Genomic DNA, 24,595 nt, shown 5'->3' with positions numbered 1-24,595 from the left:
GTCGAGGAGGCGAACGCCGCCGCCCAGCAGGCCCGCGACGACGCAGCCCGCCAGGTCGAGGAGGCCGACGGCAGGCGGGTAGCCGCGGAGGCGGAGACCGTGCGTCAGAAGGCCGCAGCCGACGCGGCGCAGGACGACCGGAAACGGCTGATCAAGGAGCACGGCGAGGACCGAGCCCGGTGGACGAAGACTCTGGAGGAGGAGCGGGACGAGTTCCGCGAACAGCTCGCCGCGGCTACCAAGCGCGCAACCGACGCGTACGGGGAGGCCGACCGCTTGCGGCGCGAGCTCGCCGCAGCAGTCCGGCCGCCCGCCGAGGAGGAGACACCGGCCGACGAGGCGCCCGCGTCGGAGTCGCAGACCAGCCGCCGCGTGGCTCGACCTGCCGCAGCGAAATCGTGACTGATCGGAGGGCCCTGCGAAGTCCTAACGGTCGCCTAGGGGCCCGTTAGGACTTCGCAGGGTTGGTTTAAAACAGCCGTCCGTGGTCAGCAAAGGGGTCACCAGCAGCAAGCGCGCGCGTTACTACCTGGCTGAGGTCTGAGGCTACACACGTGCCGCTGGTAACCGCGTCAAGCACTGCGGCGCGAACAGCGCGAGCAGCAGCCGCAGCACCGCGGCGGTCGGCCTTGCCGACACGGCCCGGGTGGGTGAGACGGTCGCGCCGTAGCGCGTCGCTGACGTTGTCGACCTGGTCACCCACCCGTAGACATTCAGGTCGGATACACCAACTGTGGTCACAGTCGTGGCGGATCACATACTGGTCGGGAATCGGCCCGTGGTGGGCCTGCCACATCCACCGAGACGGGCGCACCACCGGAGAACGATTGGTGGCAGCCGAGGAGGCTGCCCAGAAGCGGCCGTAGCCATCGTCAGAGAGAGCACCGCAGTACACCCAGCAGCGATCTGTCACGACGATGCGGGAACGTAGTCGGGCCCACTCTCCGAGATCCGCCAAGGGTGGGACATCGATCGGCGGACGTACTGACTCCGGGACAGATGGCATGCTCGGATTCTAAGAGCCCGGGCTCTTACCGGGGCGGTGTTTGGGGGTGGGGGTTTTCGTCATGCTGGTGTGGCGGGGTGATGCCCGCGCCGACGCGGAGCGACCTCACCGGCGGTCGGAGCGCGCGGCAGCAGGTGCTCCCCGCCCGCCCGGGACGGGGCTCGGGGTCGCCTGTCGCGCGTGCATCCGTGACGGCGGGGGTACGGTGGCCCGCCCCGTGTGTGGTGCCGGTCGGCGGCGCTGCGGTGCGCGGCTCCCCTCCCCTCCCCGCTGCCTGGTCTACGAGCACAACAGCGAGAGGGCCGGCCGGTGTGCGGCCGGCCATGTAAACCCCGGCGAGAACCCGCAAGACTGGAGAGAGCTCCCCTTAACTGGCTGACGTGGAGGTGTTGCTCTGCTCTTCTGCGCCCCCGTCGAACCCGCTGCCGTCGTTGCCTCCCTGCGGTGGAACGCTCGGCTTTGAGGTACTGCGGCGGGTCCGTGAACTTCGCGGCCGACCTTGGGGCCGCCGTGCCGGCTCTTCGGCCCCCATCTGCTTGAGCTCGTCTGTGCTCCAGCCGGCGCCCTGCGCCGCCGAGTAGGCAGCGCCATACACCTTCTCGGCTTCATGAAGCAGAGCCCGAATCCGATTTCGCTCGGCCAGCGCTGCCGCCACCGGACGGATAGCTTCCACTCGTGATGTCAGGAGGTTTTCAGCAGCAGCCATCATTGTTGACGACGTGTCATCGGTCGGTGTTGTCATGCCGAGCATGGTAACCGCGATGCCTGTTCACCTGCACGAGTGTCGACAGGCCGACTCACGCGCAGGTGACTGCCATTGACGCGGCTTCGCCGCGTGCCGCCCTACCCCGGCACCCGCCCCCAGCGGCCGACACGTCGGAGCAAGTTAGTGGTTATTGTTCCAATAACCATGTTCGGTGGCCCCTGCCGAGCTATGCTCAGCGCATCGGGGCCACCTTTTCGGTCCGGGCACGGACCGATGGTTGGGCTGTCCCTCGTACGAGGAACAGGGGAAATGACCGACGAAGCACCGCGCGCCCGCCGACGCGAGCGACGCTCAGACAACCCGCGCCGACACCGCGTGAACCTCGCGTACAACGACGTTGAGTTGGCGATCATCCTCGCCGCAGCCGCCGCAGCCGGACTCAAGCCGGCCGCGTTCGCGGCTCGCGCTGCACTCGCTGTCGCCAAGGAAGAGGTTTCCCCCGCTCCCGTGGACGTGAAGGACCGACTACGGGCCCTGGCCGATGCTCGCGTTGCCGTCAACCGGATCGGCAACAACCTCAACCAGATCGCCCACGTCTTGAACTCCGAAGGCGATGAGACGCCCGAACGCATCGCGGCCGTCGTCGAGCGAGTGGAACGCGCGGTGCAGCGCATCGACGCGGCGACGCTCGCTGTGCTGGAAGGCCGCGCGTGATCGCGAAGAAGGCGAAGGGCGGATCGCGTGCCGCCGGCCTGCTGTACTACCTGTACGGGCCGGGCAAGGCGAACGAGCACACCGACCCGCACATGGTGGCTGCATGGGACGGCGGTGTGTTGGACCCGGCCCGTTCTTCCGGTGCCACGATTCCGAGCCTGGCCATGTTGCTGGAGGCACCCGTGGCCGCACTGGACGGGAAGCCCCCAGCCCAGCACGTTTACCACGTGCCAGTCCGTCTAGATCCAGGTGACCGGATTCTTTCGGATGACGAGTTTGCAGACGTTGCGCGCGAGATTATGGACGCCGTAGGCATCGCCAAGAAGGGCGACCCGATGGGGGCCCGGTGGGTGGCGGTGCGGCATGCCGACGACCATATTCACATCGTGGCTACCCTCGCCCGACAAGACGGCCGGGTGCCGGACGTGCGACGGGACTACAAGAAGATGCAGGCACGAGCCCGAGAGCTGGAGAAACGGTACGGACTGCGCCGGCTCAGCAGCGGTGACAAGACTGCAAGCCGGTGGCCGACTTCCGAGGAACTGGGGAAGGCCGAGCGCCACGGCCGGGACGAGACGCCGCGGGAGACGCTGCAACGCCGCGTGCGTGAAGCCGCAGCCGGGGCGCGATCCGATGGCGAGTTTTTCGCTGCCATCGAGCAGGCCGGCATACGGCTGAGGAAGAGGGTCGCGCCAGACGGCACGGTCACCGGCTACTCCGTCGCATTGCCCGGAGATCGTACGGGAGCTGGCCGGGCTGTGTGGTTTCCCGGAACGAAGCTCGCACCGGACTTGTCCCTTCCCCGCGTACGTGAGCGATGGGGACAGGGAGGGGCAGCCGCGGGGATGGCTGCGGACGCGGTACATACGACGAGCAGGGCAGCCGCGTGGCAGCTTGCCGCGGAGCACGTGCACCAGGCCGCAGCCGTTCTCGGGCAGGCCGGTAACGCGGCGGGCGCCGGTGAAGTAACGGCCCTTGCGGACTTCCTGGCCACCTTCGCCGCACAGGCACCGGCCGCTGTACGGGATGAGCTGCGCGCGGCAGCCCATGCGTTCGAGCGGGCCGGCAGAGCACCGACGAGCCGCCGCATGGACAGCCAGGCGAACGCCCATCTGCGGACTGCGACTCAGCTTGTTGCCCTCGGCGCGGCCATGGTCGCGGACGGAGGCGAGGCCGCGGCCGCGATTGCACTTTTGGCTGCGGTCGCCCTGGCGATCACTGCGGCGATGAAGTGGCACCAGGTCGCCCAGCATGCCGCCCAGGAGCACGCAGCCGCTCGGGCCGGAACGCACTTGCGTGCCGCTACCGAAGCGGCTTACGGCGCGAGCAGCGGGCACGGCAGCGCGAAGGGAAGCCGCGCGAATTGGCGCCACGCGACGACGCGGGCGGGCAGCCCCGCACTGTCTGAGACCTACGCCTCGGTGGTGCGCTCAGCTCTCCCCCACCTTGCGGAAACCATCCTCGGCGAGGCGGCTTGGCCAGCACTCGCCGCGACCATCCGGCAGGTGGAAAACGCAGGGCATAACGTGGCCCAGGTACTCGCTGAAGTCGCCGGAGCCCGAGGGTTCAGCGACGCGGAGAGCACCGCCGAGGTACTGGTGTGGCGGTTGCAGCGCCGTATGGACAACGACACCCGGGCAACCTCCACCGTGGTCCCACCCGGCCGGGCACCCCTGCCTTCCACCGTCGGCACCACCGAGCCGATGGACGGGGCGCCGGTACGGTGGAGTATCGGACACAGCGATTTCGTCAACGAGGCCGATGTCTACCTCACGGACGCGGAAGGCACAGGAACCATCCCCGCCGGCATGACCGCCGAGGAGTTCGCGGAGGCACGTCTACGTGAGTTCGCGGCAGGCCGCGACCCTTCCCGATTCTCCATCGCGGTGATGGCAGCCGGCGCAGGCGCGGAGCGCCTGGCCCATCTTCCCGAGGGGGCCGTTACGGCGGTGCGCGCGGCGGCGGAGACGACGGACGATGGCGACGAGGGCACCGCGCGGGCCGGCACGGGCGCGGCACCGCCGCCAGTGGTCACACGGGCAGCCGGCGCGGCCGAGAGCACGCCCCTCGGCGTCGGGCCCGAAGCGCCCACATTCGGCGCCGCAGTGAGGCGAGCCGTGCCGCAGTACGCCGCAGACGTACTTGCCGATCCTGCCTCGGCCACGTTGGCCGCCTACCTGATCAAGGCGGCCGGTGAGAGTCATCAACCAGTCGAGCTTCTGGTGGAGGTCGCCGGAGCGCGAGACTTGGCCGATGCGGACAGCGTGGCCCAGGTACTCGTTTGGCGACTGCAAGGCCGCTTGCATCAGGAGGGCGATTCGGCGCCGCTGACACGGATCACCGGAAGGAGGAGCGGAACGCCGACCTCGACGCATTCTCCGCGACATGGCGAGCTGACGGCGCCGGACCGAGCCGCCCAGGAGGCCGCGCGCAGCAGGAACCAGCCACGAGGCCCACGCAGGTAACCGCGTCGCCCGCACACACCGCAAACCCGTCGTCCCACGACGGCACGTGAACTAGCGTCAGAGTCGGGACAAAGGCGGAGACCTGAGGAGACAAATGACGACACAGAACGGGGTATGCAGATGAGCGACACCATGGCCATGGAGCGGGCCGCCGGTCAGGCCGGGCAGACAGCCGCCGTCGTGTTGCAGGTGCTCGTGATGGCCGCGCAGGCCATCCGCGAGCACCAGCAGCGAGAGCAGGCGGCGGCAGCGGCGGCAGCCGCCGCGCCTGCTGTCGGGCCGCAGCCGGCCGCAGACGCGGCGGCGGCGCAGCGGCCGGCCGCGGACCCGGTGCACGACCGGTACGCGGAACTGGTCAAGGAAACCGCTCCGATGGCCGTTGCCGAGGAGATCGTGAGCAGTTCCCGATGGCCCCAACTCGCGGAAGAACTGCGGACGCTGGAGAACTCCGGGGTGAACGTGGAGACGTTCCTCCAGGACGCGGCACCCGTGATTGCACAGATTGACGCCGATCTGCGGGCAGGCTCCCTGACGCCCGGCGTGACGGCCTCCCCGGCCGCCGCGGCCCCGCATGATCCGTGGGCACCGCCCCTCGGCCAGGAGCGGCCCGAGCGCGAAGGCCCCGGCCTCGGCAAGCGCGTCACCGAATTGGTGAAGAAGATCGTGGAGGCCGTCAAGAACAGCGTCCGGAAGGTGCTCGGACGCGACGAGAAATCCGGTCTGGGCGACCGCGGCGCGGAGTTGGCCCGCCTTGGGGTGAGCCCGCAGGAAAATGCCCGGATGGTGGTCACTGCGCGGGAGGCCCTGGCCGACGAGACCGTGTTGGGCCAGCTGGTGACTTCCCGTGAGTGGCCGGGCATCGCTGGGCAAATGAGGGAGCTTCGAGAGGCCGGCCACGAGCCCCGCGAGGCCCTGGCCGGGGTGCCCACGCGCATCCAGCAGGCGGCGCGTGCCGGCATCAGCCTGACACCGGCCGAGGCTGCTCACGGGCTGCTCACCGAGCAGGCAAGGACGCCGGTCCCAGCACCGGCGATCGTGGCCGCGCACGCGCCGACCACGGCTCCGGCAGCAACGCCGGCTGCGGCCCCGAGCGCGGCCCGGTCGACGGCTGCCCACGCGCCGGCTGCGGCTCCGGCTGCGGCTCGCGCTGCTGCCGCCACCGCGCAGTCCACCACGGCGACGCCGGGCGCGGCCCCGGGCTCCGGTCCACAGGCTGCCCCGGCGGCTCCCGCGACGAGCCCGGCGACGCCTACCCGTACGCACGGCCGGTGACCCCGGAGGAAGGGAAGGACTCACGATGACCAGCGCTTCACGGACTCCGCCGCCGACCGGCGGCGCCGAGCCTCAGCGGAAGGCCACGCCCGCACCTACGGGCACCCAGACCGGCACGGGGGACGAAGCCCGCCGAGACGCTGAGCAGCGGCGCCAGGCGGCCGCCCAGGCACGCAGCATCGCCGATCACCGCTCCCGGGCAGACGCCGCCCTCGGCGAGGCCGACGCAGCCCGCGGCCGAGCCGCCGAGGCGGACGCCCGCGGCGACCTTGGCACCGCCGGCGCCGAGTGGAGCGACGCCGCGGGACTGGACGGCACGGCCGCGACCGAGGCCCGTGCCGCTGCCGCCACCGCCAGGTCCACCACGGCGCCGCCGACAGCTCGCGGCGGACGGAAGAACGGCCCGGCCCAGGCCGGACAAGGGCGCGGGTTGGTCCCGACATCAACCAGCACACCGCCCCGCCGCATCCCGTAGGGGGTGACAACAGCAAGGGCCGGAGGGATTCCTTCCCCTCCGGCCCTTAGCGTGTGCACGCCAGCGGTTCAGGTGGCAGGTCGCGCCTTGGCCCGCACCGACAGGGACTTGACCGGAGGTGCCGGCAGATCGCTGTGCTGCTCGCGGTCCGGGTTGGTCATGCAGCCGGCGAACGGCCCGGAGCCGTCGCGGAGCTGAGTCACCATGGGGTCCAGGTGGTCCCGGTGCCAGATGGACGGGCCGGTCCGTCCGCCCGTCTCCGGGTCGGTCAACTCCTGGAAGGCCAGCCAGCAGGCATGCAGCCGGGCGACCGCCGCCTCATGCGCCCACCAGCTCGCGCACCAGGTCGCCGACGAGGAGACCTCGGCCAGGTAGGTGGGCACCAACAGGTTCTCCACCCAGGCGGCGAGCGCCGTCAACTCCGTGTCGTACTCCTCGCCGCCCAGGCGCAGGATGAACGGCGGAACCTTCGGCTTCTTCTTGCCGCCCTCGGCACCCCCGCCGCCCTGGCCGTCAGGACTGGCCGCGAGCTGGCCCACGATCTTGGTGTTGTGTTCCAGTTGGGTCGCGAACCCCAGCACGGTGGCTTTCAGGTCCTCCAAATCCTCCGAGAGGCCGTCGAGGGTCGGTTCGTTGCTCACGCCGTGATGACCTTCCGGGAGGCGCGGGCGGCGATCTCCGCCGTCTCCGCGTCGAAGTCAGCGGACAGCCGGCCCGCGTCCGGCTCCAGGTACCAGGGCCGCAGTCTGACCATGCCGATACGTACGCCGGTCGCCAGCAGCAGAGCCCGGCCCTTGGGAAGGGCCCGGACCTCGGCCGCCTCCATGACCCGCTCGCGGCGGCGCGAGGTGCTGACGCTGCGCCCGGTCGAGCCGTGCGACACCGACCGTTCATGCACCTTGTGCTCACCGATCAGCCGCGAGACCTTCTCGGCGAACTCCGCATCATCCAGGCCGGAGCCGAGGAGCTTGACCGTGGCCGCCGACCACAGCGCATCCATGCCGGCCTCACCCCAGACGCGGACACCCTGGCGGTAACTCTGGAGGATTGTCAGGGGGATGACGCCGCGCGAGCCCAGGTGGGAGTACAAGTCGGGGAGATCTTCGATCCGGCAGACGTTCGCCGCTTCGTCCAGCACGGCCAACAGCGGCGCGTCGAGCCGGCCGCCGGCCCGTTCGGCGGCCGCCATTGCTCCCCGTAGTACGGCGTCAGCGGCCGCCGCGATGACGCCGGCCGCCGAGCCCCCGCCGTCCTTGGACAGCAGAAACAGGGTGTCGCGGGTGCGCACGAAGTCCGCCGGGCGGAACTCCGGCTTCGTCGGGTCGGGGGTGACCCAGGCCAGCGTCTCCGGGTCGAGGAGGCAGGCCACGCACTGACGGGCGGTCTCATAGATGCCGTCCCGGGTGTCGGCGGCGCCGGCAACGGTGCTGGCGAGCTGCTGCGCGAGCGCTTCCTTCCCTGCGGTCTTGAGTGCGTTCACTGGCCCCCGGTCGGAGGGGGTGGACAGCCAGGCCAGCACGTCCGCCACCGAGCCGCCGGAGACTGCGGCCGCGTGGAACAGGCCGGTGAGCAGGTTCTTCGCGGCACCCATCCAGAAGTCGCCGCGCGACTTTTCGTCCGTGGTGGCTGCGATGAAGTGGCTTGCGAGCCGGCCGGCGCCCTCGATGGTGCGGGCGGAGTCGAGCATGTTCCACCACAGGCCGCGGGGCGAGTACGTGATGCCCTGCGGGTCGAGCAGCCACACTGTCCCCGCGCCTGCCCGCGCCCGTGCGCACGTGGCGTACACGTCGGGTTTGTTGCTGGTCAACAGGACGGCCCCGGGCGCGCGCAGCAGCGCCGGCACCGCGAGCGCGGTGGACTTGCCGGCGCGGGGCGCCATGATCGCCAGCATTACGTCTTCCCAGCTTGCCCGCAGCTCCGCGCCGCGCGCGGAGTCCAGGTTGCCGAGCAGTATCCCGCTGTCGTCGGGCTTCACGGACTCCGCCTTGGCCAGCGAGGGCCGCAGAGTAAGGGCACGGGCCGCCACCGCCTTGGGCGCGAGCGGCGCGAGCTCGCGTGGGCCGGCGAGGCCGGGCCGGTGGGAGAACCAGCGTTGCCAGACGTACCAGGCGGCCGCGCCGAGCACGACGAGCACCAGGACCAGGAGCACGACCAGGCCGACCGTCGCCGCGGTGGCGTGTCCCGGCCACAGCTGACCCGGCCCATCCGAGAGCAGGCGGAACGCGGACTTCACCGAGAACGGCGGGGGGTTCCAGCCGCCCCCCGCGACCAGGGTCCCGAGCGTGCCGCCCAGCCAGGAGCCGGCGAACAGGCCCCCGCCGCCGACGATGACGCCGAGGATCGCCGCAGGGGCGGCGAGTTCGCCGCCCCCGCCCCCTTGCGTGTCGTTCACCGCGGTACCTCCGCCCTGCGGCGCATGGCCGCGTCGGTGTCGTACATGGTTGCCTCGGCCTCGGTCAGGTCGAGGCGGGCCGGCGAGCCGGCCCGGGTGCCGATCTTGATCAGATACTTTCCTCGGCCGGGGTGCTTCTGCGTGGTGCCGTCCACCCCGGTGACGCCGGGCGCCGACCAGGAGGCGACCAGGGCCTTTTCTTCCGAGGTGAGGGGCTTTTGTTCGTGCACGCGCTCCAGCTCGCCCATCAACAGGGCGCCCAGGATCAGGGAGTCACAGCGCTCCATCAGGCCCAGCGCCTTGGCCCGGTCCTCCGGGGTCGGCAGGGATTCGGGGTCGCGGAGCGAGTGCGTGACGAAGATCGTCACCTCACCCTTTGACCGGTTCAGGCGCGTCATGGAGTCCATCGCGTCGACCATGCCGGGGCCGGCCCGCAGCGCCCGCCACATCTCATCCAGCGGCAGCACCAGGGGCCGGTCCATCAGGCCGAGGGCCCGCGCGGAGTCGATGCTGCTGTATGCGTAGGACCAGGTGGCCAGCAAGCCGGAGGCCACCACCTGGTCACCGGCCGTCAGCAGCGCGGACAGGTCCACGGAGACGGCCGGCGCGTCGAGGTTGAGGGGTTGTGTGGTCTGGCCGTCGAACAGACCTGCCAGCGGCCCGGTGCACAGGTTCTCCAGCGCCAACGTCACCTCCCGCACCAAGGTGCGGTAGTCGTCCAGGGTGTCCACCAGGAGCCGCGTCCACAGCTCTTTCGGGCCCTCCCGCAGCACGCGCACCACGTCCGGGATTACCGGGTCATCGGCCAACTTCTCGGCGACCATGGCCACCGCGGCGCCTACCACGTTGGCCTCGGGGGCCGTCGCCCGTCTGCCGAGGCCGTGCGGGGTCGCAAGGAGCGCGTGCAGCAGGTCCGAGCGACGGCCGTTGATCTCCGCGAGGAGCGATTCCCGCCGGTTGGCCGGCAGGCTGTCCAGCCGGCGCCGGATCGGCCCGGAGTCGAGCGGATTCAGGCGGTCCAGACCCCGGCCGATGCGGACGACCTGGCCGCCGAGGCCGCGCACGAGCGGCGCATACTCCCCCTTCACGTCGCCCGGCACGACGATCATGGAGCCGTACGAGGCGTACACCAGCGCGATCCGCTTCGTGATCGCGCTCTTGCCGGCCCCGGGTTGGGCCATGATCCAGACGCCCGGATTCTGGACAAGTTTGCCGACCCAGCCGCCCGGGTCGAAGCAGACCATTTCGTGTGTCAGCAGGTCGGGGCCGATCGGTACGCCCTCCGCGGGCAGCGGGGCACCGAGGACGAACGGGAACAGGCCGGCGACTTCGGTGGTGGTGCCGAGGTAGACCGATCCCTTGTCCACGTGTGCGGCACGGCCGGAACCCGCCCCTCGCCAGCCATGGCGGGGGGCGATGACCGACCGGTTGAGCCGCCAGGCGGTAGGCTCCGCCGAAGCGTTCCCGGCTCCCTCATTGAGCCGGGAACGCGTCTGCTTACTCATGTGCTTCCTCTCGGTCAGGCGAGGGGGTGGATGCCCACTGGCAGGCCCGCGGTGAACGCGGCTGCCTGCCCGCCGTATGCGGGACGGAACCGGAGCCCGCCGGCTTGCTTGGCGGCTGTCTCCAACTCTCTTTCTGCTGCGGTCAGGGTGTCCGGGGTGGCGGTGACGGTGACGTGGATCGTCCATTGGGCCATCCCGGAGCCGTATGCCTCCTGAGTGGCGTTGCGCTCGGCGGCCTCGGCGTCGGCCCGCTCGCGGCGGGTGGTGCTGCGCTGTGTGCGGCGCCGGTACTCCGCGCGCGCGTCGGAGGCGTTGACCTCCCGCTCGACCACGGCTGAGGCTTCCTCGGTCGGCAGGATGCGGTACCCGAGGGTGATCCGGCGCGGGAAGCGGCCCGGGGCCAGGAGCGGCAGCAGCACCGAGTACGGGACCGGCTTGCGCGGTGCTTCCCGCAGCACCCACGACAGGGATACGTGCCCGTCGTGGCGGTAGGTCGTCCACTCCTCCTCGGCGGCCGACGGCCCGGCCTGATCCCAGGTCAGGGCCGCCATCTGTGCTTCGGGGGCGTCGAGGTCACCGGGCACGAAAGCGCCGCGGACCATGCGCACCAGGTCGGTGTCCGTTGCCCGGCGGAACACGTCCGCGCCCGCGCCGGACAGGTCTACGCCGTCGAGCCGGCGAAGCGTCTCCGCGGCGGCCTCGGCGGGGTTGTCGGGCCGGTCGGCGGCCCGGCCTGGCGAGGTGACCAGGGTGAACCACGCGAGCATGGACGCGGACGCACGTGGCGCGGACGCCACCAGCTCGCGGACCGTGCTCTTGGCCAGGTCCGGGGCGGACGTGCGCATGCGCTCGCGTACGTGGTCGGCCAGGGCCGCGCCCGAGGACGGGGTGACCTGGATCGTGACGGTGGCCGCGTCCACGGATTCCTCGTTGGCCAGTGCGGCCAGGGTGTCCCCCCAGGAGGACACTTGCGTCTCCACGGTGTGGCGGTTGGCCAGCAGGGCACCACCGGGCGACAGCAGGAGCGTTGCGGCCATTTGACCGGTCGCCTGGTTCCAGACCAGGCCCACGGGGCCGCCGCCGCCGGTGTCTTCCACGCGCAGGAGCTTGGTCGGGGCCAGCACGCCCGGCAGGTCCAGCACTCGGGGGTGCGGCTGGTAGATGCCGCGGTACGACGTTTCGCCGCGGGTGGCGGCCCACTGCCAGCGCGCCCGGCCGATCGCCAGGTCCAGCAGCGGCATGCCGTGCCGCTGCCAGACGGCCAGCACGATGACGACCAGGGCCAGCGGCAGCGTGATGCCGAGCGTGGCCATGCCGCCGAAGTTCGCAATGAAGATCGGCAGCAGGATCGACAGGACCACGATCGCGGTCTGACCGGTGTTCAGGTGGCCGATGCCCAGGGTGCGTGAGCGCCGCCAGCCTCCGTACAGGCGTGCAGCCTGCGGTTCGTTCGAGGTCATGCGTTTCCGTCTCCTTCCCCGTGGTTGTTGGCCTCGGCGGCCCGCACCGCGACCTGGACGCCCTGATGGGCGCCGGTGGCCCGGGACGCTCCGCCGGTAGCCGGTGAGGCCGGTCCGGGTTGTCCGTCCGTGCCGCCCGCGCTGTCGCCGCCCTTGCTGCCGTCTTGCTGCTGCGGGACGCGGGAGGCGTCTGATTTGATGTCCTGACCGGACATGGCCGCGGCTGCGGCGTCCTTGCCGGCCATGGCGACCTGAGCGGCTGCCACGTACGGGTTTGCGGCCGCAGCGCCGCCCGAGCCTGCGGCGCCTGCGGCACCAGCGCCGTCAGCTGCCGGGCCGCCCTTGGACATCGCCGATGCGTGCTGCACAGCTGAGGCAGGAGCACCGCTCCCGCCCCCGTTGCCCCCGCGTTCCGAAGCGGCACCCATGCCGACCATGGCGGCGATGCTCGCGATCCCGCCGGAGGTCGATCCCGCCACGGCCGCCCCGAGCGGCGCGAAAAGCGCCATCAGGGCTTTAAGGGCAAGAATCGACATGATAAGTGTCACGAGGCCGCGAACCCAGTCGACGACCGAATTTCCGTTAGCGATCTCCACGAATCCCGCGGAGATGATCAGCCCCGCCATGGGCTTGTAGCCGATCACGACGAAAATCGACGTGTAGAGATTGGGGAGCCACTGGCGGGCCTTTTCTCCTCCGATCTGTCCTGCTCCGGCAATGGGCAGCAAAAGCGCTTGGATCGGGATTGCTGCTTGTCGGAGGAACAGGGCGCAGAACTGCGCCACTCCCACGAGGACCACGATGAGGGACATCAGCAGGAGTGCCATGCTGTTGAAACCGCCGGGCAGGAGCATGGCCACCATGGCGGCGGTCAGCTTGCTGTCCCCGTGGAAACTCACGTTGACGATCTCTGTGGTCAGCTCATCCGAGGCGATGAGCATGGAGTCGATGATGACGATTCCCAGGGTGCACACCACCACGTTGATGACGAGTCCCTGGACTGCATCAACGAGCGGTTTTCCCTTCCTTTGGATCATTGCCCGGATTCCCTGCATGATCAAAAGCAGGATGGCGATCATCTCGCCGATTCCTAGGCAAATGGCTTGGAGTGACACGGTGACCGTGGTGCCGTCCGGTCCTTTTCCGGTCTCCGAGGTGGTGAGGCCGGAATCCTTCACCTGCACACTTGGTGTGGTCAGCCACCATGTCAGGCCCTCTTTGAGGATCTGGGAAGCGAATTCGCTTGCGCCGTCGGCCATCGGTTTGACGACTGTGGAATTGAGAGCCGACGTGACGGCTTTCTTCGCTCCGGGGACAATGATCTTCGCGACGGCTTTGCATCCGGCGACGCCCGCGGTGCCCAATACTGGCGCGGTGACGAATGAACAGGTGTCCCCCCACCAATCCCAGGCCGGGGCCAACTCCGGCGCGGACACGGCATGCGCCGGAGCCGTTTCGGGCGCTGCCGAGGCGGGGGCCGACGGTAGGGCGAAGGCCAGCAGGGCGAGGATGGCGAGGACGACGCCCTTTCCGCGCGTCACTGGTTGTCCCCTTCCTGGAGGGCCCGCCAGCCGGCCGAGTTGAAACCGGCCGTCCCCAGGTCGAAGGGCTCGGGAGAGTCCTCACCGGGGCCGGCCTTGATGTGCCAGTCACCGGCGATCCAGTCGCATTCGGCGGTCGTCGCGATGACCTGAGTTTTCTGCGGCTGTCCGCTGCCCGCGGTGTAGACGACCCGGGCTTCCACCGAGAGCGTGGCCCGGTCGGCGGTGACGTTCTTCCACTGCACCCCGATCGGGGAGGACGTCATCTGCGCGTCGGCCGGCAGGGCGCCCGTGCCCGGCAGACCCACGCTCACGCGGCTGTTGGCGGTGCTAGCACGCGCGGCTTTCTGGAGCGCGGCCGCGTCGGCGGGGACGGCATAGACCGCCGCGGCACGGGCAGCGGCGTCCGCGTCCCACGTCCACCCGGCGCGGACCGAGGCGACCGCCACGGCGGCCGCACCCTCCACGGTGTGAGGGAAGCCCGTCGGCAGGCCCTGTTTCGTGGCCTTGCCCGCGGGCAAGGCCACCCACGTTGAGGGGGCCAGAAACGTGCTGCCGTCGTCCGTCTCCGTGGCCACAGGCCGGGGCGTCGCGGTCGAGGAGGGCGACGGCGCCGACGGCGCCGGCGCCGCCGTAGGGGCGGATGAGGGGGATCCTCCACCGCGGGTGACGAGCACCACCACACCGGCCACCAGGATGACGACCAGGACCACAAGGCCGCCGATCAGCCGGCGCATGCGCTGAGCTGCGGCGTGCTGGATATCCAGGGACATCCGTGCCTCAGCTCATCATGGCGGTGACGACGCTGACCGCGAGCGTGACCGTCGAGATACCCGCGATGGTCCACACGAGCCCGCCGGCGCCCTCGGCCGCGAGGTGGGAGCGGTTGCGGCGGCCGACCATCATCATGATGCCGCAGGCGATGAAACCGATGACTCCCGCCACCATGCCCAGGTACTTGGCCCACGCGATCCAGTCGTTGAACGTGCCCTGCATCCCGGGAGGGGCGACCGGAGCGGGATTGTTCAGCCCGCTCGCCGGAGTGGGGTCCTTCACCGGCAGCAGGTGAAGATGATCCTGTGCCACAGTGAGCAACTGCATGTGCATGTGCATTCCTTTCAATCCGCTTGAAGGTTCGTTCGCAGGCCCCGGCTGGCCCGTTTTACTGCCTTGTCTGACAGCGCGTCACCGGGATTGTCGGTGCACCGAAGCCGGTACAGGTACGGCACGTGGGCAATGCCGAGCGTGCGACTCGCCAGGGCCCGGGCCCGATACCGCACCGGCAGCGGGGGGCGGAGGGGTGCATCCCGGACGATGACCAGCCACGGCCGGGGCACTCCGGGGTGCCAGCGGGTGAGCAGATCTCCGGTCCGGGCCAGGCCGTAAGCAGTTGACCGGGCAACCACCACCGGGATGTAGTGCTGGCTGAGCTGCGCGCCCGGTGCGAGTTCCACGGCTGAGCCGCGCTCGGCCGGATCGAGCAGCCGGACCACCGTGGAGACGCCCGCCCCTCCGTGGGCTCCCATGACGGCAAAGTGCCTTGTCGGGGAACCGACGAGGGCGGACGCGGTGTCTTTCATGGCCATCCCCCCTACCTCTACGTAATGACTCGGATACGCTGGAGACTACCACTTACTACTGACATTGATTACTGCTAAAAGTTGGGACCCATGGCAGACACACCATCGGGCTTCCGGGCCGATCAACTGCGACGGATTCGCCAGCGGAACGGGCTGACTCGCGCTCAACTCGCCCTGCTCGCAGGCGTCTCTCCGGAGACGGTGCGCAATGCGGAATCACAGGCGCGCACACCATCGGCTCGGGTAATGCGTGCACTTGCTGACGCCTTACAGGTACCGATTGACATGCTAGCGCCGACAAAGGGATCAAGGACGCTCGCTGAGTTGCGCGCGCGCACGGGTCTGACGCAGAAGCAAACCGCCGCCGTCATCGGGGTGTCCAGCGGGATGGTGTCCAAAGTCGAGTCGGGGATATACGGCGTGCGCCGCCCGGAGAAGTGGGCCGCCGGCTACCGGGTGAGCGAGACGGTGTGGATGCAGGCGTGGCAGGCCAGCCGGGACGTACGCCGCCGCAAGATCACGAAGCGGCGCGGGAGGGAACCATCATGAAGGGCAGTGTGGCCGCGGCCGGCGTAGTGGCGGTAGCCGGAGGGTTGGTCATGGCCGTTGGCATCGGAGTGGCCACGATGGGCGGCGCCAGCGCGGCCGCCGGCGCCGGAGGACTGGCGGGCGTCCCGGCGGACTTCCTCCCGTGGATCAGCAAGGCGGCCGGCTTGTGCGCCGATGACGAGACGCCCGCCCTGATCGCCGCACAGATCTGGGCGGAATCCAACTTCAAGGACAAGGACGGCCCGCAGACAAGCGCCGGCACGGCTAAGGGGTATGCCCAGTTCACCGATGCCTCATGGGGCACCTGGGGCCGCGACGACGACGGGAACGGCACCGCCTCCCCCCACGACATCGGCGACGCGGTGATGGCCCAAGGCCGCTACATGTGCAGTCTGTTCGCCAAGGCCAAGAACAGCGGCTACCCCGGAGGCGCCGAGGCCCTGGCCCTGGCCGGCTACAACGCGGGATGGGGCGCCGTCGAGAAGTACCACGGCATCCCGCCATACAAGGAGACCACCAACTACATCTCCAAGATCGAGGATCAGGCAGCCGTGTGGAGCATCGCCCAGCCGCTCACCGTCACCGGCACCGGCACCGGATCTGACGCCGTACGCAAGGCCGCTACGTACCTCGGAACGCCGTACGTGTGGGGCGGCGGTACCCCGGCCGGCCCCTCGGTCGGCTTCTGCTCCGGGGGCAACGGGATGCTCAACGGCACCTGCTACGCGTCCGCACATGCCGGATTCGACTGCTCCAGCCTGGTGCAAAACGCCTGGTGGCCCACTGTCCACCTTCCCCGCACCAGCGGAGACCAGTACACAGCAACCGCCGCACGACCGGTGAAGATGAGCGACCTCCAACCTGGTGATCTGATCTTCTACAGCCACGACGGCAACGGTGCGGACGCCTACCACGTGGCCATGTACTACGGCGACGGCAAGGTGATAGAAGCACCCAAGACGGGCGAATCCGTACACATCGTTCCCCTCTACAAGAGCGGTGGTCTGGTGGGAGCCACCCGCCCCGCATAGCGTGCACACGCCAAAACGGCCGCCGTGGGGCTGGGCCGCGGCCTGCGGGGTCGGGTGCCGGGTGGGACGCCGGCAGCAGGACAACCGGCGAGACTCCGTGTCGGTGCCGACGTACCTCGCTCACCGCTCCCCCGGCCGGCGGGGCTTCCCCGCTGTCGAAGAGCCCGCCAGTGACTCGCCGACGACGAGCGGCGCCCCACGCCAAGGCGTGGGGCGCCTCGCCAGGCCCGTCAGGCCGTCAAGTGGTCGAGGAAGACCGGGGGTTGGCCCGTGGCGTTCAGCGCTGCGGCCACCGCCACCAGATCATCGCCGTCCGGCATGACAGCCCAGCCGCCGGTAGGAGTCACTGGACCCACCTCACCCAGATGCGTGGGCAACGTCGTCTGAGCGTTTGTCGTCTCCGCTACGTTGAGCATTGATCCTCCAAACAGGATCGAGGCCCCCGGACGCTGGCAGTCCACTGCCGTCCGACGGGGCCGACCTTGAGGGGTCGGGCGTCCTACCGCCCGGCCCCTCTCTTGTCCGCACACTGTAGTTGCTTTCTAGCGTGCTAGCTAGCAACCTAGAGCGCGAGCCCGCAAGGGAGTTAGAAAGCGCGTGAGCGCGCGAGGAAGCAAGCGAGAAAGCTAGGATGCGCGCCATGACGACTCAGAAGGAGCGGTCCACGGCCTACTCGGAGAGCGGCGGGGTCACCAAGACGACCACCGCTCTTTCCCTCGCGGTCGTGTGTGCCGAGGAGAACCCCGGCGATGACGTGATCTTGGCCGACTGCGACCCCCGGGGAGCAACCACCAAGTGGACCGGAGCGACGCCCGTTAAGGAGGGTCTGCACATCGGCGCGATTCTCGGCAACGAGGACGTAGAGGGGTGGGCCGACGACCTCGCGGTGCACCTGGACCGGGCGGGCGGATGGCCGGCGAACCTCCGGGTCATCCCTAGCGCCCGCAGCGTGTCGAACCGCGAGAAGAACGCCGACGACCACGCCGACGTACGGCTGTTGCGATCCCTGGAGGGCGTTGACGCACACGTCTTCTTTGACGCCCCGAACCGCCAAGGGGGCATGATCATTCAGAACATCCTCACGGCGTCGCGGAAAGTGGTCTACGCCGCGAAGCCGAACGAGGACGGGCTAGACGGCGTGGATGGCGCCAAGGAGACGGTGCACAGGTTCCGTAACCACAAGCGCAGTCTTGGACTCCCGGATCACCTGGAGGAGGTGGGGATCGTACTCGGCTGTGCCTGGAGGGGCGCGGTATGGACCCGCGATGCTCTGCGGGCCGTCGAGGAGTTCGAGCGCACCTCGCCCGGGATGCTGCTCACGCCGTACGTGGAAGACAAGGTCATCGTGTCGGAGTCCCGAGCGGCCGGCGTTTGGTACGGCAAGTACCCCAAGGGGAAGTCAGTGGCCGACGCCTTTCGTAAGATCTATTTGGAGAGGGTTCGCGCAGTATGAGCGACGATCGACCAAACCCGCGGCCGCGCGGCGGGGGCGGACCAAGGCCAGCCCCGGACGAGAACCAAGACCCGATCGACCCGCCGGGCGGGCGCCCCACTCCTCCGCCCGAGCCGGCCCCGCCGCCTGCGGCCAAGCCCCGGGTCCGGCGTGGTCCTCAAACCGCCGCGCAGCTCAACACGCGCGTCGACCCGATCTTGAACGACCTGGTTGCAGAAGTCAGTGATCAGCGCGGATGGACCAAACGCGACGTGGTCGAGCACGCCTTGAAGACGGCGTACGAGGCCGAGTACCACGCGCTTTCGAGCGAGAGTGCTAGCTAGCACTCTCGCTCGAAAGCGCGCTTGGTTGCTCGCTAGAGCCCTAGCGAGCGTCCTAGCTTCCTCGCGCGTTCCAGACACGAAGCGGCCCCGGACCGCCTACCAAGCCAAATCCGGGGCCACCTGCACAAGGAGACGAGTCCCCATGTACGACAACGTTACGGCCTCCCGAGGTACCCGAAGCACCAACTTGCGTGTAAATGGCCTGATCGGCACACCGGGGGGTGACCGGTGACCACCGTCCTCCACCACATCACCCAGTCGCCCCCGTGGGCCCTTGCGCTGGGTGCCGCCGCTGTGTTCGTCACCGGCGCCGTACTCGTGTACCTCACGGTCCACCAGGCGGCCGCTGCACTGTGGCGAGCCCGGGCCCGTGCCCGTGCCGGCCGGCGACAGGTTGAGCGCGAGACCGGCCGCGCGGTGCGGTCGACGCTCGCTGACGCTGGCCCGCTCGCGGTGCTGGGCGCGTGCGGCATGGCCGTGTCCCTGTACGGGCTGTGGGGCTTCGCCCGCGACACGGCCGAACTTCCCTTGCCCCTGCGGATCGCCTTTTGCGCGATCTTCGACGTGGCCGAGCTGGTTTGCTTCGTGTCGCTCTACCGGGCGGCCCTTGAATCGAAGGTGTGGACGCCGTCGATGCGGCGTACACGCCGGATGGCATGGACCCTGGTTGCCGCGTCCGCCGCGATGAACGCTGCGCACGCCCCGGGTGGGCGGATCTCCATGGTGGTGCTCGCCGCGGTACCGGTCGTTTCGGCGCGGTTGGTCGAACACGGCCTTGACCAGAAGTTGGAAGCCAACGCCGGCGACGAGGAGGCCGAGGCCAAGCCGGGCCCGGTCCGTCTCGTGCAACTGGGTTGGTTGCACGGGTGGGCGCGGATTTTCGCCGCGTTCGGGTTGGACGCTGGCAGTGTGGATGGCCAGGTACCGGCCGAGGCCCGCATCCGCAGGGCCGCGGGTCTGGTCTACGAGCTGGGGCAGGCGCTCGACCGGTGCGACGAACTCGCCCAGGACCCGAAGACGAAGCGCCGCGAGCGCGGGCAGGCTGTCGAGCGCGTCGAGCAGCTTCGGGCCCGGGCACAGGCCGCCATCGACTCGGCCGGTGTCGCCACGGACACTGCGGCCGCCCTCACGATGGCGCGGTACCTGGTAGCCCGCGGCCGCGTCGGCGACCTCGCCCGCATGGACGTGACCAACCCCATGGGAGTGCTGACGCTGCTGGAGGACTTGGCGATCACGCCGAGCGCGGATGCGATCAAAGCGGGGGCGCGGGCCGCCGTCGCGGAGAAGGCGGCTCAGGCTGCGGAGGACGCGCGGCGCGAGGCGGAGGACGCGCGGCAGGAGGCGGAGCGCGCGGCCGAGGAGGCGCGGGCCCGCGCGGCGGCCGAGGCGAAGGCCGCGGAGGAGCGGACCGCCGCCGCGGAGACCGCGCGGACCGAGGCGGAAGCGGCGCGGGCCCGCGCGGTTGCCGAAACGGAGGCCGCGGAGGAGCGCGCGGCCACAGCGGCTCGCGCGGCTCAGGCTGCGGAGGACGCGCGGCGCGAGGCGGAGGACGCGCGGCAGGAAGCGGAGCGCGCGGCCCGTACGCTGCGTGAGGATGCGGGGGCGAGCACGGAGGCGCTGGACGCCGCCGAGCGCGCCGTACGCGAGGCGGAGACGGCTCGACAGCAGGCAGCCGACGAGGCCCGCCGCCGCGTCGAGGAGGCCCGCGCCGCGTCGCTTGCACAGCGGGGCGCCGAGGACGCACGCCGGCGAGCCGAGCAGCGCGCGGAGGAGGCCGCGGGGCAGCTCCGGCAGCTCCAGGACGCGGCGGCCGCCGTCGAGGCCGCGCACCGGCGCCAGGCCGTCGAGCTCGACCAGCTCACGGCCGCCCGGCAGACAGCCGAGCAGGAGACCGCAGAAGCCGCCGCCCGGGCCCAGGACGAGCGCGCGGCCGCCCGGCAAGCTGCCGAGGACCGACGCGCCGCAGAGACGGCACTGACGGCCGCTCAGGCCCAGATCCTCGCGCTGATGACCGGCGAGGTCGAGCCGCACACGGGCGACGAGTGGAAGTCGCCGGAAAAGGCCGCCGGTTGGGAGCTGTACCGGCGCACGGTGCGCGAGAGCGGGTCGGAGCCGAGCGCCACCGAACTGCACCAGGCGACCGGCGAGGCGGTACACATCGGCACCGTCCGTAGCTGGATCGGGGATTTCCGCCAGCGCCTCGCCGGCGAGGCGGTCGAGGCGTCGCAGCCGCTCCGCGCGGCCCGCGCCGACGCCGAATCGGACGCCCCGGCGTCCTCGCCGAGCTCCGCGCCGTCCGCAGCCATCCCCGCACTACTCCGCAGGCTGACGGCCGCAGACCCGCGCACCCCGCACACGGCGGCGGAGACGATGGGCACCGCCCCGCAGGTCCGCAGGGACGAGGGCGTACGCGTTCCCGCGTAGCAGCCCGTGCCCCGCGCACCCCGCAGGCGTGCGCGCTTTCGAGCGAGAGCGCTAGCTAGCTCTCTCGCTCGAAAGTACCCAAAGCAGAGGGCCGGCCCCGAACGGGGCCGGCCCTCTGCTTTGGATGACACACCCCCGTCTCTCACATCGGCGATACACCGTTGAGCCACGGGACGTGGTGCGCCTTAGGGGGTCCGCGGCGTGAACTCGCCCTTCTGCACGCCGTCGACGAAGCACGCCCAGACGTGCCGGCTGACGACAAACGGGGGGTTGCCGAGGTCCTCGTTATCGCGCAGCGCGATCCGCCCATCCGGCAGAAACGCGGCTTCCAGGCAGCCGCCGTTGCCGCCGGACGCTGTCGCCTTGAACCACTCCGCGTTAGCGAGGTGGGTGCTGGTGCTGTCCATCACATCTCCTTTGCGACGCTCTTGAGGAACGCCGTGGTGTCATCCACTGGGAGCGCCATGGCCCCCAGCGTTTGGTACATGCCCGTGAACGTCCGTACATCGGGCCGTTTTTCGAGGTAGAGGTTTCCTGCGGTCGTCTCCAGGTAGACCACGGGCTGATCCTCTGCGAACTCCAAAATGGCAAGCGAGCCCCCAAGGCCCGGATGCGCCCCCTTGGAGGTGGGGAGGATCTGGAGATGCACATTCGCCTGCTCGGACATCTCGATCAGGTGCGTGACCTGGGCGTGCATGGTGCCGCGGCCGCCGATCGGGCGCCTGACCACGCCCTCGTCCAGGACCACCCACAGCTCCAACGGGTCATCGACGCGGGTCAGGGACTCCTGCCGGCGCTCCCTGACCTCCACCAGGTCGGCGACATCTCCGGGCCGGTGACTACCCCACCCCGACAGGACCGCGCGGGCGTAGTCGGCGGTCTGTAGCAGGCCGTGGACCAGCAGCGGTTCCCACGCCCGTTCGGCCTGCGCGTCCGACTCCAGCCCCACCAGCACTTTGAGCCCGCTGGGCATGACGTCGCTGTATGCCTCCCACCATCCGATTTTCTGGCTGGTGGTCAGCATGTCGAGCAGCATCGCGATCTGACCATCGCTGATCTGGAACAACTCGCCCAGGCGCCGGATGTCGTCCGCTTTGAGGGCCGCACTGGGGTGAGCGGATTCGAGGCGGCTGATCCGGGTCGCCGAGCATCCCAGGTGCCGGGCGACGTCCTCGGCCTTCAGGCCAGCGGACACCCTGAGCCGCCGCAACTCCGCTCCGAGGTTCCGGCGGTTCACCGTAGGTCCGGTGGGTCGTGGTGTCACGCGCCGTCGCCCTCCTCTCCGCGCCGCCCGAGGCTGCGCACTTGCTGTCTGCCAGTCTGCCGCATCGCGCGGACGTGCTGCACACATGGACGCCCCAATCTGGCCGTGAGACTGACTGCCGAGCGAACGCATATTTATTGCGCCGCACTTGCGCTACAAGTGCGCTAGGGGTCATTCTAGTGCCCATTCGATACTCGGCGTAGCGGTGCAGTCATCAGTAGGTGATCGGCGGCCGCCTGAGCGGGTGGAGTGCACATGTCGTTAGCGCTGGCGTTGGGCTCAGCGCCCGCGTGTGCCGTTCCGGCATTGGCCGTTACCCCTGTACCCGACATCTGACCCGCGCTAGGCGCGGCCACGCAGGTTGCGCACTGAGGAGGCCGGCAATGCGAGCACTGCCCGCCGGACGGATTCGCCCACAGCCCCACCCCTGTGCCCCCGTGCCCCGTGGACAGGGTCACCCCGCACTGGCGGCCGCCTCCGCGAGATTGGAGGCCGCACGGACGCCGGAGGCCGCGGCCCGCGTACGCGGCGAGCTGCGGCTCGTGCTGGCCGAGTGGGGGGTACACGATGCCGCGCGCGAGGACCTGTCCCTGATCGCGACGGAGCTGGTGACGAACGCTGTGCAGCACGGCACCGCGGGCCGAATCCGCGTGTGCCTGGACCTGCGGGCGACCATCCTCGTGGTGACAGTCGCGGATCAAACGCCCTACGTGCCCCTGCCCAGAGCGGTGGCCGCTGGTGCCAACTCCGAACGTGGCCGCGGTCTGTTTTTGGTGGAGGCCCTGGCCGAAGACTGGGGGCACGGACCGATGGAAGGCCCCGGTACGGCGGTGTGGGCCCGTTACCGGCTGGCACCGCTCCGGTGACGCCCCAACAGCTGCTCAGCGGCTACACGTGGCGGTCCGGGGTCTGCTGGCGGTGCGAGTGGACAGCGCTGGTCGCCGAGGTCGGCGAGTGGTGCAGCCCCACGGAATCCCTGCCGCTGACTGCGTGCGCCCTGTGCGTGGTGCGGATGGACCAACTGGCGGCCGCTGCACGTGACAGAGCGGCACGCCGCCCGAAGGGCAGCATCGCGCGCTCACTTCCACCGACGTCGTGGCCTGAGCAACACGAAGCCGGCCTGCGGGCGTGGCTCGACGCGCTGATGGAACCCGTTCTCGGGCATGACGGCACGGCCACGGGCGTCTACGTCGTCCGCGGATCACAACAGGTCACGACACAGAGAGCATGCTGAATGACTGACGAGGTCCTCTATCCCGGGCTGTCCATCACCGCCGAGGAAGCCAGCCGGCCGCTCGTCGACGGGCCGCTGCGCGAGGAGGTGATACGCCGGGCAATCGAGTTGGGCGCCGACCTGACGGGCGTGCCGCTGGACCTGACGATCAGGCAGGCCACGGTGTTGATCCAGCACTGGACGTCTGCCCCTGAGCAGGCCGAGGCGGAACAGCTCGTGCACGACCTGTGGGGAGCCGTCACCGTGCGCTCTCGTCTGCGTCCGCCGGTCGGTGCCCCCGCCGCGGCTGTCGCGGCGGGCAGCGCGGTGCGATCGTGGGAACTGCTGGAAGCGGTGATCGAATTTCGGGTCTGCCTGCTGTTGCTGCTCACACGCGCGTCCCACCGTGCAGACGCCGCAGCCGCGACGCTGGTGCACGCATGACGCGCGAGCAGCCCCGCGTGGCTGCGGTGCCGGCGATCACGGCATGGAGCGGGGAACTGCGGCGGGCCCGAGAGCTGGAGTTCCATCCGATTTTGGGCGTGCGGTTCGCAGATGAGGACCCGTCCGACCGGATCGGCGGGGTTTTGTGGGCGTCACACCGTGAGGCTCCCGGCGAGGGGCACCCGCAGTTCACCGTCATTCATCCGCAGCGCCAGCGCGCCGCGATGCAGGGGCTGCTCTGCCAGGTCTGCGGGCAAGTGCCGCCCGCCGACGAGCGGGGCCCGCTCTGGCTGATCCGCGAGGAATACGACGCATGGGAGGAGTGGCCGGAGGGTGCCATCACCACGCATCCGCCGGTATGCCCTCCGTGCGCACAGCTCGCGCGGGACCACTGTCCCGAGGTGGGCGGTGTTGCTTACACCGCAGTCCGCTCGGCGGCCTCGGCGCTCGCGGGTGTGCACGGCACCGTGTACGTGCCGTACGGGACCGGGGACATGCTGATGCCGATCAAGGCGTTTGTCGAGATCGGCGACCCTCGCATGCGGTGGGTCGTGGCCGGCCAGCTGGGGCGGTCGCTGCACCGCACCACCGTGGTTGACCTGGATATCGAGATCGCCGCCGCAATCGCTACTCCGGCCCCGTAGGCACCCCAAGCTCCCGGCCCGTCAAACCCCCTGCTGGCGGCCCGGGATTGCCGGTGCGGCTGCTCGCTATCAGCCGCACCGGCGGCCCGCCTCCCCCCCTTCTCTTCTCCCCGTGGAGCAGGGGGGATGCGGCA

Annotated in this window: 23 protein-coding genes and 1 pseudogene; 12 read left to right on the top strand and 12 right to left on the bottom strand. The window is 70.1% G+C overall.

Going from position 1 to position 24,595, the window contains the following annotated elements; genetic code table 11:
- A pseudogene (locus tag AC3EVP_RS36105) lies at nucleotides 1-402 on the top strand (hypothetical protein); the annotation flags it as partial.
- Nucleotides 403-469: 67 nt separating this feature from the next.
- On the opposite strand, the gene AC3EVP_RS36100 reads toward AC3EVP_RS36105, so the two are convergent.
- Both AC3EVP_RS36100 and AC3EVP_RS36095 read right to left on the bottom strand, forming a co-directional pair.
- The gene (locus AC3EVP_RS36100; protein ID WP_435137811.1) at nucleotides 470-796 is read right to left on the bottom strand and encodes an HNH endonuclease; all 327 of its coding nucleotides are present in this window, start codon (nucleotides 794-796) and stop codon (nucleotides 470-472) included.
- A 577-nt stretch (nucleotides 797-1,373) separates the two neighbouring features.
- On the bottom strand, nucleotides 1,374-1,748 hold the full coding sequence (locus tag AC3EVP_RS36095) for a hypothetical protein (protein ID WP_435137808.1): 375 nt from the start codon (nucleotides 1,746-1,748) through the stop codon (nucleotides 1,374-1,376).
- 273 nt (nucleotides 1,749-2,021) lie between these two features.
- Here AC3EVP_RS36095 and mobC point away from each other — a divergent pair, with 273 nt between their 5' ends.
- The 4 genes from mobC to AC3EVP_RS36075 all read left to right on the top strand — a co-directional run bounded on the left by mobC (nucleotide 2,022) and on the right by AC3EVP_RS36075 (nucleotide 6,638).
- Nucleotides 2,022-2,426, top strand: coding sequence for a plasmid mobilization relaxosome protein MobC (gene mobC / locus AC3EVP_RS36090; RefSeq protein WP_435137805.1), 405 nt, complete (start codon nucleotides 2,022-2,024; stop codon nucleotides 2,424-2,426).
- Nucleotides 2,423-4,891, top strand: coding sequence for a relaxase/mobilization nuclease domain-containing protein (locus AC3EVP_RS36085; protein WP_435137802.1), 2,469 nt, complete (start codon nucleotides 2,423-2,425; stop codon nucleotides 4,889-4,891). The genes mobC and AC3EVP_RS36085 overlap by 4 nt, the downstream gene beginning before the upstream one ends.
- 120 nt (nucleotides 4,892-5,011) lie before the next feature.
- A complete protein-coding gene (locus tag AC3EVP_RS36080; protein ID WP_435137799.1) occupies nucleotides 5,012-6,163 on the top strand; it encodes a hypothetical protein in 1,152 nt (383 codons plus the stop codon).
- 25 nt (nucleotides 6,164-6,188) lie between these two features.
- A complete protein-coding gene (locus AC3EVP_RS36075; RefSeq protein ID WP_435137796.1) occupies nucleotides 6,189-6,638 on the top strand; it encodes a hypothetical protein in 450 nt (149 codons plus the stop codon).
- Nucleotides 6,639-6,706: 68 nt separating this feature from the next.
- Here the strand turns inward: AC3EVP_RS36075 and AC3EVP_RS36070 are convergent, their stop codons facing one another.
- The 8 genes from AC3EVP_RS36070 to AC3EVP_RS36035 all read right to left on the bottom strand — a co-directional run bounded on the left by AC3EVP_RS36070 (nucleotide 6,707) and on the right by AC3EVP_RS36035 (nucleotide 15,122).
- Entirely contained in the window at nucleotides 6,707-7,279 is a 573-nt protein-coding gene (locus AC3EVP_RS36070) for a DUF4913 domain-containing protein (RefSeq protein WP_435137793.1), read from the bottom strand.
- Nucleotides 7,276-9,030 (bottom strand): type IV secretory system conjugative DNA transfer family protein, encoded by a 1,755-nt coding sequence (locus AC3EVP_RS36065; RefSeq protein ID WP_435137790.1) that lies wholly within the window; start codon nucleotides 9,028-9,030, stop codon nucleotides 7,276-7,278. Before AC3EVP_RS36065 ends, AC3EVP_RS36070 begins: the two co-directional genes overlap by 4 nt.
- On the bottom strand, nucleotides 9,027-10,397 hold the full coding sequence (locus tag AC3EVP_RS36060; RefSeq protein WP_435137787.1) for an ATP-binding protein: 1,371 nt from the start codon (nucleotides 10,395-10,397) through the stop codon (nucleotides 9,027-9,029). Before AC3EVP_RS36060 ends, AC3EVP_RS36065 begins: the two co-directional genes overlap by 4 nt.
- 152 nt (nucleotides 10,398-10,549) lie before the next feature.
- Nucleotides 10,550-11,995, bottom strand: a complete 1,446-nt coding sequence (locus AC3EVP_RS36055; RefSeq protein ID WP_435137784.1) for an SCO6880 family protein — start codon at nucleotides 11,993-11,995, stop codon at nucleotides 10,550-10,552.
- On the bottom strand, nucleotides 11,992-13,536 hold the full coding sequence (locus tag AC3EVP_RS36050; RefSeq protein ID WP_435137781.1) for a hypothetical protein: 1,545 nt from the start codon (nucleotides 13,534-13,536) through the stop codon (nucleotides 11,992-11,994). The genes AC3EVP_RS36055 and AC3EVP_RS36050 overlap by 4 nt, the downstream gene beginning before the upstream one ends.
- Nucleotides 13,533-14,309 carry a hypothetical protein gene (locus tag AC3EVP_RS36045; RefSeq protein ID WP_435137778.1) on the bottom strand — a complete coding sequence of 259 codons (777 nt, stop codon included), beginning with the start codon at nucleotides 14,307-14,309 and terminating at the stop codon, nucleotides 13,533-13,535. Before AC3EVP_RS36045 ends, AC3EVP_RS36050 begins: the two co-directional genes overlap by 4 nt.
- A 7-nt stretch (nucleotides 14,310-14,316) precedes the next feature.
- Nucleotides 14,317-14,643: a hypothetical protein gene (locus AC3EVP_RS36040; protein WP_435137775.1), complete on the bottom strand. Its 327-nt coding sequence runs from the start codon at nucleotides 14,641-14,643 to the stop codon at nucleotides 14,317-14,319.
- 11 nt (nucleotides 14,644-14,654) lie between these two features.
- Entirely contained in the window at nucleotides 14,655-15,122 is a 468-nt protein-coding gene (locus AC3EVP_RS36035; protein ID WP_435137772.1) for a hypothetical protein, read from the bottom strand.
- A gap of 84 nt (nucleotides 15,123-15,206) precedes the next feature.
- On the opposite strand from AC3EVP_RS36035, the gene AC3EVP_RS36030 reads away from it, so the two are divergent.
- The 4 genes from AC3EVP_RS36030 to AC3EVP_RS36015 all read left to right on the top strand — a co-directional run bounded on the left by AC3EVP_RS36030 (nucleotide 15,207) and on the right by AC3EVP_RS36015 (nucleotide 20,896).
- A complete protein-coding gene (locus AC3EVP_RS36030; RefSeq protein ID WP_435137769.1) occupies nucleotides 15,207-15,665 on the top strand; it encodes a helix-turn-helix domain-containing protein in 459 nt (152 codons plus the stop codon).
- 50 nt (nucleotides 15,666-15,715) lie between these two features.
- Nucleotides 15,716-16,696, top strand: coding sequence for a C40 family peptidase (locus AC3EVP_RS36025; protein ID WP_435137766.1), 981 nt, complete (start codon nucleotides 15,716-15,718; stop codon nucleotides 16,694-16,696).
- Between the two features lie 640 nt (nucleotides 16,697-17,336).
- Nucleotides 17,337-18,149: a ParA family protein gene (locus AC3EVP_RS36020; RefSeq protein ID WP_435137763.1), complete on the top strand. Its 813-nt coding sequence runs from the start codon at nucleotides 17,337-17,339 to the stop codon at nucleotides 18,147-18,149.
- Between the two features lie 551 nt (nucleotides 18,150-18,700).
- The gene (locus AC3EVP_RS36015) at nucleotides 18,701-20,896 is read left to right on the top strand and encodes a coiled-coil domain-containing protein (protein WP_435137760.1); all 2,196 of its coding nucleotides are present in this window, start codon (nucleotides 18,701-18,703) and stop codon (nucleotides 20,894-20,896) included.
- 185 nt (nucleotides 20,897-21,081) lie between these two features.
- Here the strand turns inward: AC3EVP_RS36015 and AC3EVP_RS36010 are convergent, their stop codons facing one another.
- Entirely contained in the window at nucleotides 21,082-21,303 is a 222-nt protein-coding gene (locus AC3EVP_RS36010; RefSeq protein ID WP_435137757.1) for a DUF397 domain-containing protein, read from the bottom strand.
- Nucleotides 21,303-22,133 (bottom strand): helix-turn-helix domain-containing protein, encoded by an 831-nt coding sequence (locus AC3EVP_RS36005; RefSeq protein ID WP_335983155.1) that lies wholly within the window; start codon nucleotides 22,131-22,133, stop codon nucleotides 21,303-21,305. Before AC3EVP_RS36005 ends, AC3EVP_RS36010 begins: the two co-directional genes overlap by 1 nt.
- A 410-nt stretch (nucleotides 22,134-22,543) precedes the next feature.
- Here AC3EVP_RS36005 and AC3EVP_RS36000 point away from each other — a divergent pair, with 410 nt between their 5' ends.
- From AC3EVP_RS36000 to AC3EVP_RS35990, 3 genes are all read left to right on the top strand, one after another.
- Nucleotides 22,544-23,026: an ATP-binding protein gene (locus tag AC3EVP_RS36000; RefSeq protein ID WP_435137754.1), complete on the top strand. Its 483-nt coding sequence runs from the start codon at nucleotides 22,544-22,546 to the stop codon at nucleotides 23,024-23,026.
- A 368-nt stretch (nucleotides 23,027-23,394) separates the two neighbouring features.
- On the top strand, nucleotides 23,395-23,817 hold the full coding sequence (locus tag AC3EVP_RS35995; RefSeq protein ID WP_435137751.1) for a hypothetical protein: 423 nt from the start codon (nucleotides 23,395-23,397) through the stop codon (nucleotides 23,815-23,817).
- Entirely contained in the window at nucleotides 23,814-24,461 is a 648-nt protein-coding gene (locus tag AC3EVP_RS35990) for a hypothetical protein (RefSeq protein WP_435137748.1), read from the top strand. The genes AC3EVP_RS35995 and AC3EVP_RS35990 overlap by 4 nt, the downstream gene beginning before the upstream one ends.
- Nucleotides 24,462-24,595: the final 134 nt, after the last annotated feature.

The organism is Actinacidiphila sp. bgisy144, from assembly GCF_057708105.1.
Note: the sequence above shows the minus strand (reverse complement) of the source record. Positions and strands in the feature narration are given on the sequence as shown.

What these genes read in the sequence shown, in the direction of transcription:
- AC3EVP_RS36030 (WP_435137769.1), top strand. Translation starts at nt 15,207, where the DNA reads ATGGCAGACACACCATCGGGCTTCCGGGCCGATCAACTGCGACGGATT.
- AC3EVP_RS36020 (WP_435137763.1), top strand. Translation starts at nt 17,337, where the DNA reads ATGACGACTCAGAAGGAGCGGTCCACGGCCTACTCGGAGAGCGGCGGG.
- AC3EVP_RS35995 (WP_435137751.1), top strand. Translation starts at nt 23,395, where the DNA reads ATGACTGACGAGGTCCTCTATCCCGGGCTGTCCATCACCGCCGAGGAA.
- AC3EVP_RS36055 (WP_435137784.1), bottom strand. Translation starts at nt 11,995, where the DNA reads ATGACCTCGAACGAACCGCAGGCTGCACGCCTGTACGGAGGCTGGCGG.
- mobC (WP_435137805.1), top strand. Translation starts at nt 2,022, where the DNA reads ATGACCGACGAAGCACCGCGCGCCCGCCGACGCGAGCGACGCTCAGAC.
- AC3EVP_RS36010 (WP_435137757.1), bottom strand. Translation starts at nt 21,303, where the DNA reads ATGGACAGCACCAGCACCCACCTCGCTAACGCGGAGTGGTTCAAGGCG.
- AC3EVP_RS36035 (WP_435137772.1), bottom strand. Translation starts at nt 15,122, where the DNA reads ATGGCCATGAAAGACACCGCGTCCGCCCTCGTCGGTTCCCCGACAAGG.
- AC3EVP_RS36095 (WP_435137808.1), bottom strand. Translation starts at nt 1,748, where the DNA reads ATGACAACACCGACCGATGACACGTCGTCAACAATGATGGCTGCTGCT.
- AC3EVP_RS35990 (WP_435137748.1), top strand. Translation starts at nt 23,814, where the DNA reads ATGACGCGCGAGCAGCCCCGCGTGGCTGCGGTGCCGGCGATCACGGCA.
- AC3EVP_RS36075 (WP_435137796.1), top strand. Translation starts at nt 6,189, where the DNA reads ATGACCAGCGCTTCACGGACTCCGCCGCCGACCGGCGGCGCCGAGCCT.
- AC3EVP_RS36100 (WP_435137811.1), bottom strand. Translation starts at nt 796, where the DNA reads ATGTGGCAGGCCCACCACGGGCCGATTCCCGACCAGTATGTGATCCGC.
- AC3EVP_RS36025 (WP_435137766.1), top strand. Translation starts at nt 15,716, where the DNA reads ATGGCCGTTGGCATCGGAGTGGCCACGATGGGCGGCGCCAGCGCGGCC.
- AC3EVP_RS36045 (WP_435137778.1), bottom strand. Translation starts at nt 14,309, where the DNA reads ATGTCCCTGGATATCCAGCACGCCGCAGCTCAGCGCATGCGCCGGCTG.
- AC3EVP_RS36040 (WP_435137775.1), bottom strand. Translation starts at nt 14,643, where the DNA reads ATGCACATGCAGTTGCTCACTGTGGCACAGGATCATCTTCACCTGCTG.
- AC3EVP_RS36080 (WP_435137799.1), top strand. Translation starts at nt 5,012, where the DNA reads ATGAGCGACACCATGGCCATGGAGCGGGCCGCCGGTCAGGCCGGGCAG.
- AC3EVP_RS36000 (WP_435137754.1), top strand. Translation starts at nt 22,544, where the DNA reads ATGCGAGCACTGCCCGCCGGACGGATTCGCCCACAGCCCCACCCCTGT.